Annotated in this window: 10 protein-coding genes; 8 read left to right on the top strand and 2 right to left on the bottom strand. The window is 39.5% G+C overall.

All coding sequences use genetic code 11. The annotated features are described in order from the left end of the window. Positions 1–12: 12 nt before the first annotated feature. Complete coding sequence (locus FDK13_RS09055) at positions 13–1,566, top strand: SusD/RagB family nutrient-binding outer membrane lipoprotein (RefSeq protein WP_229215974.1); 1,554 nt, start codon at positions 13–15, stop codon at positions 1,564–1,566. Positions 1,567–1,677: 111 nt separating this feature from the next. Here the strand turns inward: FDK13_RS09055 and FDK13_RS09050 are convergent, their stop codons facing one another. After that, complete coding sequence (locus FDK13_RS09050; RefSeq protein WP_137339646.1) at positions 1,678–1,950, bottom strand: helix-turn-helix domain-containing protein; 273 nt, start codon at positions 1,948–1,950, stop codon at positions 1,678–1,680. Positions 1,951–2,188: 238 nt separating this feature from the next. Between FDK13_RS09050 and FDK13_RS09045 the strand changes: the two genes are divergently transcribed. From FDK13_RS09045 to FDK13_RS09025, 5 genes are all read left to right on the top strand, one after another. After that, a complete protein-coding gene (locus tag FDK13_RS09045) occupies positions 2,189–3,652 on the top strand; it encodes a nicotinate phosphoribosyltransferase (protein ID WP_137339645.1) in 1,464 nt (487 codons plus the stop codon). A 19-nt stretch (positions 3,653–3,671) separates the two neighbouring features. Beyond that, positions 3,672–3,914 carry a DUF3820 family protein gene (locus FDK13_RS09040; protein WP_137339644.1) on the top strand — a complete coding sequence of 81 codons (243 nt, stop codon included), beginning with the start codon at positions 3,672–3,674 and terminating at the stop codon, positions 3,912–3,914. A gap of 89 nt (positions 3,915–4,003) precedes the next feature. After that, the gene (gene tnpA, locus FDK13_RS09035) at positions 4,004–4,441 is read left to right on the top strand and encodes an IS200/IS605 family transposase (protein ID WP_137339643.1); all 438 of its coding nucleotides are present in this window, start codon (positions 4,004–4,006) and stop codon (positions 4,439–4,441) included. A gap of 973 nt (positions 4,442–5,414) precedes the next feature. Then, the gene (locus FDK13_RS09030) at positions 5,415–6,467 is read left to right on the top strand and encodes a hypothetical protein (protein ID WP_137339642.1); all 1,053 of its coding nucleotides are present in this window, start codon (positions 5,415–5,417) and stop codon (positions 6,465–6,467) included. Between the two features lie 248 nt (positions 6,468–6,715). Continuing rightward, positions 6,716–7,225 (top strand): CHRD domain-containing protein, encoded by a 510-nt coding sequence (locus FDK13_RS09025; RefSeq protein WP_229215973.1) that lies wholly within the window; start codon positions 6,716–6,718, stop codon positions 7,223–7,225. 67 nt (positions 7,226–7,292) lie between these two features. Here FDK13_RS09025 and alaS read toward each other — a convergent pair whose 3' ends face one another. Continuing rightward, positions 7,293–9,941, bottom strand: coding sequence for an alanine--tRNA ligase (gene alaS / locus FDK13_RS09020; protein WP_137339641.1), 2,649 nt, complete (start codon positions 9,939–9,941; stop codon positions 7,293–7,295). 436 nt (positions 9,942–10,377) lie between these two features. On the opposite strand from alaS, the gene FDK13_RS09015 reads away from it, so the two are divergent. Both FDK13_RS09015 and FDK13_RS09010 read left to right on the top strand, forming a co-directional pair. Then, a complete protein-coding gene (locus FDK13_RS09015; RefSeq protein ID WP_137339640.1) occupies positions 10,378–10,767 on the top strand; it encodes a hypothetical protein in 390 nt (129 codons plus the stop codon). A gap of 863 nt (positions 10,768–11,630) precedes the next feature. Beyond that, complete coding sequence (locus FDK13_RS09010) at positions 11,631–14,768, top strand: SusC/RagA family TonB-linked outer membrane protein (RefSeq protein WP_229215972.1); 3,138 nt, start codon at positions 11,631–11,633, stop codon at positions 14,766–14,768. Positions 14,769–14,815 lie beyond the last annotated feature (47 nt).

Below are 14,815 nucleotides of genomic sequence, written 5' to 3'. Positions count from 1 at the left end.
TTTTATCACAGGATGAATTTCAACAGATTTCCGAAAACTGAAACGATCCGTACAACTTCTTATACGATGAAAAATAGTATTAAATCACTCATATTAACAGGTGTCGTTTGCCTGATGCAGTCTTGTACTGATGATTTTGAAAAAATAAATACACCGCCAACTTCAGTGACGACAATTGATGCCGGGCTTATTTTGTCAAAAGCACAAAAAGACGCAGCCTTTGCCGAAGGACTTGAAATCCCGAACAGTCAATACGGTTCCTGGATTCAACAATGGGCCGGGGGCGCGGTAGTTTCCAGTTCACGATATGTGGAACAAAGCGATAATAATGTCTGGGATGCGCATTACACACTGATCCGGAATCTGGCTCAGATCAGAACAGATATTTTGAAAGGGAAGGAAACTGATCCTAGTGGAAGAACAAAACTGGCGATTGCAAAAATCGTTGAAATCTCTGTTTGGCAAAGACTGACCGATCTTTTTGGTGATATCCCCTTTTCTGAAACGGCTTTGGGTTCAACGGATGTGAATAACAAACCAAAATTTGATACGCAGGAATCAGTTTATAAAACACTGATTACAGATCTCGATGCGGCGATCGGCCAGCTGAATGCTTCTGATGCAAGTTATGGAACCGCAGATTTTTATTTCAAAGGTGATGTAACAAAATGGAAAAAGTATGGCAATTCTTTAAAATTAAGATTAGGAATGCGTATCCGTTATGCTGATGCAACTTTGGCACAAAAAACGATTACGGAAGCAATGGGCCAGCCATTATTGGAAAGTAATACCGATAACGCAACCATCCCAACTTATAATAATGCCACTAATGCTAATGTACATCCTCTGTTAAATCAATGGCTTACCGGAAGTTCTGATTTAAGATATCTGGCTAATACATTGGTTTCCCAGTTGGCAACAACCAGTGATCCGCGTCTTCCTTTTATCGCACAGCCAAGCGTCAATTCTGTAAAAGCAGGTGCGCCGTCCTACAAAGGAATGGGAGTGGCGCTGACTGATGCGTTGCTAAAAGCGCTTGTAAAAGACGATTATTCAACGGCCTCGCAGTCAACTTTTTTCAATAAAGATTATAGTCCGGCGATTCCCTGCATCGTGATGTCTTTTTCTGATGTAAGTTTTTACAAAGCAGAAGCGGCGCTGGAAGGCTGGGGAGCAACGGCAGATCAGGCAGAAAGTTTTTATCAGGCAGGCGTTAAAGCTGCTTTGGCGCAGGCACCTTTCAACATTGCTACGGTTCCTGCAACATTCTCAAAAGAGCTTTCTTTCACAGATTTAAGCAAAGAACAAAAGCTGCAAAAAATCGGGACTCAGAAATGGATTCAACTATTCGGGCGTTCCTATGAAGCATTTACGGAATGGCGCAGAATGGGCTATCCATTACTTACGCCGGGTCCGAATGTGGGTTCAACGGCTGGTACAATTCCCCGCCGCACCATTTATTCATCGCGGGAAGCGTTATTGAATGAAACTAATTACAAAGATGCGGTAAGCAAATTGTCAAAAGGAGATTCTTATATTTCAAAAATATGGTGGGATAAAAAATAGTTTTTTGAATTCTATTTTATCAAAAAAGGCAGAAGACTTTCCAATTTGGAATAGTTTTCTGCCTTTTGTTCAATACTTACCACCTATCTAATTATAACCAATATTCATCAACTAATTATTTTGAACTGCTGATACTGCATTCAGCTGTACCATATCTCCGTTTGTGTTGTTCAGAAGTGTAACAATATCAATTTCAAGAATTGATGTAATTTCAAGTAATCTTTCTACAGTTAATCTGGTATAACCCAATTCGATTTTACTGTAAGCATTCTGACTGATTCCCAGTTTCACTGCCAGATATTCCTGTGGGTAACCTCTGTATTCCCTGATTTTTCTAACATTCGTGGCTACCGCTTTTAATTTTGCTTCCACAACTACTTTCATAACGCCTTAAAAGTTAGGTTGATCTCAATTGTTGTTTTGATGAAGTTCTGTTTAGATATACGATGTAACAAGCTTGTCAGATCATATCAGAATAAAAATAGCTATGACCAAAAAAGATAAATATTAAGATATGTGGAAACAGGAATTTTCTTTTGTATTAATAAAAACTACTTTCAATAAATACAAACCGGGTATTTTTTAGTAATTAGTCATTCTGTTTCAACCAAGAAAACTAAGAATGATTAATCGCCTATATGATACCTCGTTAAGTCTCCTGACCGATTTGTACCAGTTAACGATGGCTTATGGCTATTGGAAATCAGGAAAGGCGGAACAAGAAGCAGTTTTTAATCTTTATTTTCGCAAACATCCGTTTCAGGGAGGTTTTACAATTGCCTGCGGCCTGAGCAGTGTGATCGATTATCTGAATGAATATCGCATTGATGAGGAAGATCTTGAATACATCGGTTCGCTTACAGGAAGTGACGGGAGAGTGCTTTTCGAAAGTGAATTTCTTGATTATCTGCGTGCCATGGAATTCAAATGCAGTGTCGATGCGATTCCTGAGGGCACTGTTGTTTTTCCCAATGAGCCGTTATTACGTATACAGGGGCCGGTTTTACAATGTCAGTTATTAGAAACTCCGCTACTAAATCTTCTGAATTTTCAATCGCTGATTGCTACAAAAGCTGCCAGAATGCGCCTGATTGCAAATAATGATGCACTTTTAGAATTTGGATTGAGAAGAGCGCAGGGGCCGGATGGCGGAATGACCGCCAGTCGCGCTGCATATATTGGTGGTTTTGACGCGACGTCAAATGTTTTGGCGGGCAAGCTTTACGGTATTCCGGTAAAAGGAACTCATGCGCATAGCTGGGTTATGTCGTTTGACAGTGAACTGGAATCTTTTGAAACGTATGCGAAGTACATGCCTAATAATGTGACTTTGCTCGTTGATACCTATGATTCCATCAAAGGTGTTGAAAATGCAATTATTGTTGGAAATCAGCTTCGTGAAAGAGGTTACGAGCTCGGAGGAATTCGTCTGGATTCCGGTGATTTGGCTTATTTAAGTATAGAAGCAAGGAAATTGTTGGATGAGGCCGGATTTGAAAAGACAAATATCGTCGCCAGCAACGATCTGGATGAATACATCATGGATAGTTTGAAAATCCAGGGTGCAAAAATTAATGTCTGGGGAATTGGAACAAAACTGGTAACGGCATTTGATCAGCCGGCATTAGGAGGCGTTTTTAAACTGGCCGCAATAAAAAATGAATCCGGCGATTGGGACTATAAACTGAAATTATCAGAACAAGCCATTAAAGTTTCGACACCGGGAATCCAGCAGGTTCGTCGCTTCAAAGATGCAAAAGGTTTTATTTCTGATATGATTTTTAATATTGAAACACCGCTTTCCGGGAAACCAACGATGGTGGATCCTTATGATTTTACTAAAACCAGGTCGTTTTCAGAAACATTATCTTTTGAGGATTTGCTTGTGCCCATTTTTGCAGAAGGTAGATTGGTATATAGTCTGCCGTCCATCCATGAAACCCGTGAACGTGTTGAACAACAGCTGACACATTTCCATAAAGGAATCAAGCGTTTTGTCAATCCACATACTTATCCTGTTGGACTTGAAAAGCAACTGTTTGATTTGAAAACGGATCTGATTGTAAAGTTAAGAGCTGCCAAATGATTTTAAATCGATAGTGGAAATGAGCGATGAAATACCTAAACCTGATACGGAAATACTGAAAGAACTGATTGTTTACAGAATGCCTTTCGGGAAATATAAAGACTGGCTGATCACAGACTTACCGGTTTCTTACCTTGAATGGTTTGAACGGAAAGGTTTTCCGACAGGTAAACTTGGTATGATGCTGAGCACGATGTATGAAATCCGGCTGAATGACCTGATGTTTTTGATTGATGGATTGAAAAAAATTTATCGGCGATAAATTTTCGGGGAATCTTTTGAAGAAAATAGAAACTTTGATTGACATATTAAGTCTAATTGACATGGACGGTTTCATCAAAACACACTGCTATGTCTTATGTCAAAATCTGGGTTCATGCCGTATGGGCAACAAAGAACCGTGAACAGGTTCTAAAACCTGATATCTTAAAGAAAATCTGCAATCATATCTTTGGCAATGCGAAGGAACACGGGATTTACATTGATAGAATTAACGGTCATGATGATCACATTCATGTACTGATGCTTCTGAAACCTGAATTAGGAATATCCAAACAAGTCCAATTGCTAAAAGGTGAAAGTTCAAATTGGGCAAATAAAATACAATTGACAAAAGACCGGCTTTACTGGGCAGATAAATATTTTGCATCTTCTGTAAGTAATAATAAAATTGATTTTGTCAGAAGGTATATTGATAATCAACAAGAACATCATCAGAAACAGACTTTTGGTGAAGAGTATAAAAATTTTTTGAATAGCTTGGGGTATTCGGATGATGATTTTGGCTAAAGCCGGAAACTTCTGAGGGTTTCTGCCACACCCAAGGTTAAAACCTTGGGTTAGTATTCTGTCGAGGGATGTTCCTGATGATTTCGGCTAAAGCCGGAAACTTCTGAGGGGCTCCGAGACCCAAGGTTAAAACCTTGGGTTAGTATTCTGTCGAGGGATGTTCTTGATGATTTGGCTAAAGCCGGAAACTTCCGTGGGGCTCCGAGACCCAAGGTTAGTATTCAGTCGAGGGATGTTCCTGATGATTTTGGCTAAAGCCGGAAACTTCTGAGGGGCTCCGAGACCCAAGGTTAAAACCTTGGGTTAGTATTCAGTCGAGGGATGTTCCTGATGATTTGGCTAAAGCCGGAAACTTCTGGGGGTTTCTGCCACACCCAAGGTTAAAACCTTGGGTTAGTATTCTGTCGAGGGATGTTCCTGATGATTTTGGCTAAAGCCTGAAACTTCTGAAGGGCTCCGAGACCCAAGGTTAAAACCTTGGGTTAGTATTCAGTCGAGGGATGTTCCTGATGATTTGGCTAAAGCCGGAAACTTCCGTGGGGCTCCGAGACCCAAGGTTAAAACCTTGGGTTAGTATTCTGTCGAGGGATGTTCTTGATGATTCGGCTAAAGCCGGAAACTTCTGGGGGGGGCTCCGAGACCCAAGGTTAAAATCTTGAGTTAGTTTATCTCAGCCTAAGGTTGATATTAAGCTATTCCAGGTTTTCAATTCTTTAGACTACCAGACAGACTTTTCCCATCATGATGATTTTTCAGTCGATAGTACTAACCCAGGGTTTCAACCCTGGGTGGCAGAAATCTCAACCAACTTTCGGGCTTTAGCCCGCGGCATTATCGAAAACTTTTCCCGTGAAATGAGGGTATCGCTACACTCGATTGTCTAAAATACATACCGCAAACAGAAATGAATTGAAGGCCTGCAATATCTACATTCTGTCTGCTATCGTTTTAGCTACCATTTAATTTCGACACAATGAATATCTATTTCAATTCTCGTAAAATATTTTTGGCCCACAGTTTCGTATTTATTTGCTTTTCACTTTCTGTATTAGCACAAAATGAAAAAACACGTTTGATGCACGTCGGCCTAATTTATCCGGTTAGTTCCAATGGTCTGAACGCAGCTGAATTCACAAACAAATTTTCTCTCCACGCCATTAGCGGTATTTCAAAAAATGAGATCGGAGTTGCAATTTCAGGTGTGGCCACCGTTATCAAAGAAAATGCGAAAGGTGTTCAAATCAGCGGCGTAGCCAATATAATCCAGGATTCTGCTGATGGCGTTCAGATAGCCGGTTTTATGAATCTTGTTCGTCACAATGCCAGGGGATTACCGGTCGCTGGTTTTTTAAATCTTAGCGAAAGTGCAGGTGCTGCACAGGTTGCGGGATTCGGTAATATTACCCGTGAATCAGTGAAAGGCGTACAAGTATCAGGATTTTTGAATAAATCCAAAGATGTGAACAGCCAGATTTCCGGATTTATTAATTTGGCAAAAAACGTTAAAGGCGTTCAAATTGCAGGTTTGATCAATATTGCAGATAGCAGTGATTACCCAATTGCCTTACTGAATTTTATAAAAAACGGAGAAAAATCAATCGGTATTACCGTAGATGAAACTGCAACAACCATTGCTTCATTCAGATCAGGCGGAAGAGTTTTATATGGAATACTTGGTGCGGGCTATAATTTCAAAAGTGATAACAAATCGTTGTACGGTTTTGAGGCAGGTTTGGGAGCACACATCCCAGTTGCAGCAAAATTCAGGGTCAATACCGAGTTGGTAAATCTTATGTTGTCAGATTTCAAAAGCGGGGATTATTTTAAAAATACTTTGCGTATACTGCCCGCGTTTAAGATTGCTGATAGGTTTGAAATATTTGCAGGGCCGTCTATTAATTATGTGAAATATTCCAAAGGCAAAGGGAATGATCTGATCAGTCATTATATATGGAAAAAGGAAAATGAAAAGGATTTTAAAGGACTTTATCTTGGTTTTAACGTTGGTGTTCAGCATATTTTTTAGCAGAAGAATCAGAAACTTATTAGTTCAGAAATTATAACGGGTAAAATTTTTCATTTAAAATCTCCATAAATTTTTAAGTATTCAAAAGTGTCGCTTTATTCGCCAAAAGGGGAACTTAGTCTACAATTTACTGATTGTCAGATATTTGCTTAAACCTTAGCCTTACGTACTTAGCGTTTTTCCGGGAATTGGTATAGTTTTTTGCTGATCACCCGTTGATAACCAATTTTCCACTTAATTCAACGAGTATGAACAGATTGACAAGTATGAAGAAATTTGCGTTTATAGGTATTTGCGTATTAGGCGTTGCGTGGGGCTGTAAAGATGATGACGATGATGTAACACCACCGGTAGATGTTCTGCCAACTTTAAAAGTTACAACCACACTTTCCGGAGCAAACGAAAGGCCTGCAAACACGTTAACAGCTACCGGTACGGTGGACGGAACGTTGGATCAGGAGACCAACATTTTGAAATTAAACATTGCTTATAGCGACACCGCTGCCGTGGATTCAACCGCAGGAGATTCGACGGCTGCCTTTATACCAACCGCCTGGCATATCCATAAGGGAGCTATTGATACCACCGGTGCTGTCGTGATCGATTTCGGAACAACTTTTACTACTCCATTTGCATTCACAGACACGCTTACCGCAGATCAGGCTGCTGATTTAAAAGCCGGTTTGTACTATGTCAATATTCATACAAAAGAATATCCAAATGGAGCTATCCGTGGACAATTGTCTGCAAAAGAATAATTTAGATTTAAAGCACAAAAAAAGCGGAACCCGTTCGGGCTCCGCTTTTTTTGTATATCGGTTGTTGTCAAAATAATCCTTTGGCTTTTTCAAGTGCATTATCAAGACCGCTCGCATCCGAACCACCCGCTGTTGCGAAGAAAGGTTGCCCCCCTCCGCCTCCCCGGATTTCCCTGGCAAGATCCTTCACAATATTACCAGCATTTAAGCCTGAACTTTGAACAACATTTTCGGCAATAAAAACGGAAATCTGAGGTTTTCCAGCTACTTCGGTACCAAAAACAGCGATAAGGTTTTCCACCTGCTCACGAAGTTCGTAAGAAAGTTGTTTCAATGAATCAGCACTTGGTACGTTTACTTTTTCAATAATCAGATTGAAACTTTGGTAACTTTTAACCTTATCCAGTAAATGCAGTTTTAAGCTCTGGATTTTTTCGTTTTCCAATGCTTCAATGCGTTTTTGCAATTGAGTTCGCTCTTCAAGTAAATTTTCAACAGCCTTTACAATATCTTTCGGACCTTTCAACAGATCTTTCAATTGCACAAGTGTCTCTTCCTGCTGACGCATTATTTCCAAAGCTTTTTCACCTGTCACGGCTTCTACACGACGTACACCGGCAGAAACAGAACCTTCGGAAATAAATTTGAAAACACCAATTTCACCGGTCGAAGGAATGTGCGTTCCCCCGCAAAGTTCAAAAGAGAACTCAGGATCAAAGATGATCACTCTTACAAAATCACCATATTTTTCTCCAAAAGTTGCCGTTGCACCCATAGCAATTGCTTCCTGGATTGGCACATTGGTCATTACTTTTAATGGAATATTCTCGCGGATTTTTTCATTAACACGATCTTCAATTTTTTTCAGTTCCTCATCGGTAACTTTTGAAAAATGCGAGAAGTCAAAACGTAATAATTCGTCGTTCAGATATGAACCTTTTTGTCCGATATGTGTACCCAATACTTCACGCATGGATGATAACATCAAGTGCGTTGCCGAGTGGTTTGCCTTTATTTTATTGCGACGTTCTTCGTTAATATGGGCGACAACGATACCAGCATTTTGCAAAGCTTCGTCCAGGTTCTTATCTTTTGAAATATGAACAAAAAGATCGTTTTCCTTTTTAGTATCTATAATATTGACAACCCTGGATTCGCCATGGACGTTGAAATGAAGCGTTCCGGTATCTCCCACCTGTCCACCCATTTCAGCATAAAAAGGAGTGCGGTCCAGAACGATGTGGTACTCGTCGCCGGTTTTGGTTTTTACCTTACGGTATTTTACTATATGACTATGCGTTTCTTCAAAATCATAACCCAAAAACTCAACACCATCTGATTCTCGAAGTTCAATCCAGTCGGTCGCTTCTTTGGCTGCATCCTGGCGCGATCTTGCTTTTTGAGCTGCCAATGCATCCTGGAAACCAATTTCATCAATAATGAAACTTTTTTCCCTTGCAATCAGCGCAGTCAAATCTACCGGAAATCCGAAAGTGTCGCTTAGTTCAAAAACTTCATCGCCAGCTATTACATTCGTTTCTTTTTCTTTTAACGCAGTCATAATGATATCAAGGCGTTTAAGTCCTGATTCAAGCGTGCGCAGAAAGCTTTTTTCTTCTTCCAGAATCACCCTTGTAACAAATTCCTCCTGTGAAGTAAGTTCAGGGAAAACATCCTTGAACTGCTCGGAAAGAACAGGTATCAACTTATGGAAAAACGGTTCGGAAAAACCCAAATATGAATATCCGTAGCGAACAGCACGGCGTAAAATCCGACGAATTACATAACCCGCTTTTACATTGGAAGGCAATTGTCCGTCCGTAATGGCAAAAGCAACGGCACGAATGTGATCAGAAATAACGCGCATGGCGATATCCGTGAAAGGCTCGTCGCTGCCATATGTTTTTCCGGATAATTTTTCCAAAACCTTAATGGTATTCTGGAAAACGTCCGTATCATAATTTGACATTTTTGCCTGAACAGCCATACAAAGACGTTCAAAACCCATTCCGGTATCTACATGGGTAGCAGGCAAAGGAATTAAAGAACTATCTGCTTTACGCTCAAATTGCATAAATACCAGATTCCAGATTTCCACCACCTGAGGATGATCGTTGTTGACCAACGATTTTCCGGAAATTGAATCCACATCTGCTTGTGGGCGTAAATCTATGTGGATTTCAGAACAAGGTCCACATGGGCCGGTATCGCCCATCTCCCAGAAATTATCTTTTTTATTACCAAGAATAATGCGTTCTTCCCCTACAATTGGCACCCACAAATCCCATGCTTCCTGATCAAACGGCACGCCGTCTTTGGCATCGCCTTCAAAAACAGATACGTAAAGTCTTTCCTTTGGCAGCTTGTAAACTTCTGTCAATAATTCCCAGGCCCAGGTAATCGCTTCCTTTTTGAAATAATCTCCAAATGACCAATTTCCAAGCATTTCGAACATAGTGTGATGGTAAGTGTCAAACCCAACATCCTCTAAATCATTATGTTTACCTGAAACGCGAAGGCATTTTTGTGTGTCCGCTATACGGCGCGAAGGCGGTGTGCCATTACCCAAAAAGAAGTCCTTGAACTGGGCCATTCCTGAGTTATTGAACATCAGGGTGGGGTCATTCTTAGCTACCAAAGGAGCCGAAGGAACTATAAGGTGATCTTTACTACGGAAAAAATCCAGAAAAGACTGGCGTATCTGATGCGAAGTCATTGTATGTAATTTGGTACTAAATCTCTGTGAAAATGTCCGTAAAGTTAGTGAAAAATGCAATTTTGTAATTACGACCGGGTTATTAATTACCAACTTAGGCATTTGAGCTAATTGACTATTTTATTTTTGTCACTTTATTTTGCCGGTTTGAAATACAGGTAATAAGATTAATCCGGATTTTATTTTTGACTAATGTAAACTTTATTGGACACTAACCAGATGTAATATTAAGGTCACGTTAATAAGTTATGCGCGACAGGTGTGTAAAATTGTAAATCTGTTTTTATTACAATAGAGTATAAAAACAAATGAACCTTCTTTTTTAAATAATCAACAAGTAAAGATTGACACCAGGTAAAATTTTTAAATAATTGCCGGAAGTGTTTTGTTTCATGAAACAGACAAACATTCCCTTAACACTCTCAAAGAGCAACTGATGAAACCCTATTCGGAGTATTCGGCCGAAGAGTTAGCGATGGAAAACCTTTTTATCCGATGGGTACGTTTTCCAAATGATCCGCCTATACGCTCTTTTTGGGAAAATTGGATGGTAAAATATCCAAACAAGAAAGAGACGATTGACAGAGCGCGTGAACTTGTTTTAATAACATCAGAATGGAAGCCGGAAACGCTTTCTAATCAGGATGTTAATTCATTATGGGATCGTATAAGGACTTCTCTTGAAATCATTAAAGAAAGAGAACCGGGCGACTCGCCGCAAGACCCTTTGCCTGAAATTTTGAAATCAAACGGCCTGATCCTTGGTGTGATTTCCATGGCTCTTCTGGGTATTTTATGTTTTATTTTACTGATTTTTATTAGGTAATCTTGTCATTCCTACGCGCTGTGTTTTGTGAAAAAATAGCGCTTTTCCAGGTTCTGCATTCTGTAAATTTATCAAAAATGTGCTGTTTTACACTGTATTACTCCGCTTTTAAAGCACATTGAATTCCTTTTTTTATTCATTATTTTCTGGATTTAGGAATACCTTCAAAATCTGTCCAACTGATTTTTTTCAGGTTTTTTTACGGATTATCCGCAGAATTTTCGTCTATATTATTTGTACTAAATATGTATAAAGTACAATTTTATTGACTTTTTATAGAATAGTAATATCATATATTTTATCATAGATTGTCAGTATTTTACCATAAAATATTCGATGATCCATATAATGGCAACGTTCCCGATAACGATTGCATAAATAAAATTCATCTTTCCTTTTCAATTGTCTTCTCCTTTCTATAATCTCAACCAGGAATTGAGAATTGTACTTTGTGTGCAAAAAACTAGATTTATTGGTTTTGTTCAAAAGTGATACGTCGCTTGCGCAGTAATAATCAGACAGTTGAAATTTCTTGTCCGTCCAACAACTTAGAAAGAGTTTATCAAGAATTAATATTTAACCTGTCCCTCAATATGCTGAAAAAACAACTTTTTCTGATCATTCGCTTACAAGGTGTCTGTTTTAATCAAATCTACAATTCGGGACTGCCCTGAAATCTTCTTCTTTGTTAATCGTCCTTAATTAATAACTAAACCTGACATAATTCTAAAAAACTGTAACCTATGTAATGATCTTATAAATATATTATGAAAAAATTAAATCATTTATAGGGGTAAGAGGTAGTTTCTTCGTCAGCAACATTGAGTTTTAAAACATTTTTAATTCTAAAGTCACAATACAGTATGAAAAAAAACTTTACGTGCATTAGGCAATACTTATTCGGTTGTGCCGTGGTGAGTGTAATGAGCCTGAGCCTTTCAGCCCATGGCTCTTCATTGAATTCAGGAACTTCTCCAAAAGAAACAGCAATTGACAAAACGATATCAGGACAGGTATTATCCGTAGAAGATAATACACCGGTTCCGGGAGTATCTGTAGTGTTAAAAGGAAGCAGAGTGGGGACAAATACAGATGCTGATGGTAAATTTAAAATTGATGTACCGGACAATTCAGCCGTATTGGTATTTTCATCCGTTGGCTTTGTATCACAGGAAGTACCTGTTGGCACTAAAAGTACGATCAACATTGTGCTTGCAAGTGATATGAAAAATTTGAGTGAAGTTGTGGTGGTTGGTTATGGTACACAAAAGAAAAGTCAGCTGACTGGCGCAATTTCTTCTGTAAGTTCCAAAATGATCAACGAAATGCCTATCACTAACCTTGGACAGGCTTTGCAAGGCCGTGTTGCCGGGGTCGACGTAGCACAATCGGGAAGTAAGCCGGGAACTGTACCAAAGATTCTTATCCGAGGTCGTCGTTCCTTTAATGCTGGAAATAACCCTTTATATGTTGTTGATGGAATTCCACTTTCAGGTGATCGGAATGAATTGCTTGCAACGCGTCCATTTGATTTTGTAACGGGCGGTTATGAAGATTTGAATCCGAATGATGTTGCATCCATGGAAATCCTGAAAGACGCAACGGCGACAGCGATTTATGGTGCCCGGGGAGCCAATGGTGTAGTACTTGTAACTACAAAAAGAGGTGCGCCAAAAGGAAAAACTACTGTAAGTTACGACACTTACGTAGGTACAACCAATGCATTAGACAAAGTGCATTTGTTAAACGGGGCAGAATACGCAGAACTAAAACGTGAATCCCGCAGAACAACAGGTACTTATAAAGATGAAAACGGAGTAGCGGTGCCAACAGGAACAACCAATACTTATGCGGATTCTAAATTATTCGAAGCAATTGAACTTGATGGTATTGCTAATAACCGAACAACGGATTATCAGAAGATGATGGTTGGAACTGGTTTTCAGCAAAATCATTCTTTGGGTGTTCAGGGTGGTAATGAGAAAACCCAGTTTTATATTTCAGGAGGTTTTTTCAAAGACAAAGGAATTATTCCTGGTCTTGATTACACGCGTACGTCAGTTCGCGTAAATCTTGATCATAATATCAATAAACGTGTTAAAGTAGGTATTTCTTCTTATACCATGTACAGCGTACGTAATGGAGCCAATAGAAATCCATATGGTTCTACTCTGGCACAAAATCCATTGGCACGTGCTTATGACGATAATGGGAAACTTATTTTTTCCCAGACAACTGATGCGCTTTTGACTAACCCGATGGCAGAACTTGTTAAAGGGGCACAAATTGATCAGACTAAAAAATATCGTTTCCTTAACAGTATCTATGCTGAGGTTCAGATACTTCCGGGTTTGAAATACCGTGCAAACTTTGGCCCTGATTTTAGTATTCAGCGCGCAGGACGTTTTATCGGAGCGCAAACCAATGATATAAAAGGTGGTAATCCAACGGCTTCTAACAACAACCAGTATGGTTTTAATTACACGATTGAAAACATCCTTACGTATGCCAAAACATTTGGAACGGTTCATAATTTCAACGTAACCGCTTTGCAGTCTATTCAGCGCGACAATTTTGAATACAATAATATTTCCGTACAGGGTGTGCCGGTTGAAGGGCAGCAATTCTACAATGCAGGGAATGCAAGTACTGTACTGGGCGTAGGTAGTAACTTAATTCAGTGGACGCTTAACTCTTACATGGTTCGTTTGAATTACGATTATAATGACAAATATCTGGTAACGGTTACTGCCCGTCGTGACGGATCAAGCCGTTTTGGTGAAAATACAAAATATGGTAATTTCCCTGGGGTCGCTGTTGCGTGGAATATGTACAATGAGGAATTCCTTAAAAATATCAAATGGATCGATCAATTGAAAGTACGTGCCAGTTATGGTAAAACAGGTAACCAGGGGGTATCTCCTTATCAGACTCAGGGATTGGTGAAGCGTACAGCTTATGCATGGGGAAGCACAGCTGCTTATGGCTACCGACCGAATTCTATCGGGAATCCTGATTTGAAATGGGAATCATCTGCAACCAAAAACATTGGTATCGATTATAGCTTCTTTGGAAACCGCGTTTCAGGATCTATCGAATTATATCAGACTAACACAACGGATTTGCTTCTTTCTGATCAGCTTCCAACATCTATCGGATTTAATGCCGTTACGCGTAATGTTGGTGAAACACGTAACCGTGGTATAGAAATAGGTGTTTCAACGGTTAATATCAACTCGAAAGGTGGATTCAAATGGAGTACCGATTTTGTGTTCTACAAAAATAAAGAAGCAATTCTTTCTCTTTACAATGGTAAAGTAGATGATACGGGTAACAAATGGTTCATCGGAAAGCCGCTAAATTCGTTCTACGATTACAAAAAAATAGGAATATGGCAGTTGGGTGAAGAAGATGCAGCCAAAGCGCAAGGCTTCACTGTTGGGCAGGTTAAACTTCAGGATACCAACAAGGATGGAAAAATCACGGCTGATGACCGTGTAATTCTTGGATCTGATATTCCATCCTTCCAGGGCGGTATTACAAACAGATTCAGCTACAAAGGATTTGACCTGTCATTCTTCATCTTTGCTCGTGTAGGTCAGAAAATTCTTAGTAAGTTCCACCAGAACAACCTTACATTGCAAGGCCGTTACAACCAGATCAAGGTTGATTACTGGACACCGAACAACCCTACCAATGAATTTCCAAGACCAAACTTTAATCAGGAATTCCCGGTTTACAACACGTCATTTATTTATTTTGATGGCTCATTCGTGAAAGTTCGTAATATCAATTTTGGTTATACATTCTCTAATAAATTGGTTCAGAAACTTGGACTTGAATCTCTTCGCCTGTTTTCAAGCATTCAGCAGCCATTTATTTTCTCGAAATACCGTTCGAAATACAATGGTATAGATCCTGAATCTTCTGATGGAAATGTTAACAGTGATGTTACACCTGCAACACGGGTTATGACGTTCGGTTTGAATATTAAATTCTAATTAGGCTATCAGCCGGATAAATATAAAATACGCCGGCTGAGATTAAG

Origin of the sequence: Dyadobacter frigoris (assembly GCF_005280585.1) — a bacterium.
Classification (GTDB): Bacteria; Bacteroidota; Bacteroidia; order Cytophagales; family Spirosomataceae; genus Dyadobacter; species Dyadobacter frigoris.
The sequence above is the reverse complement of the archived record's forward strand: the minus strand, read 5'-3'. Positions and strand labels throughout refer to the sequence as shown.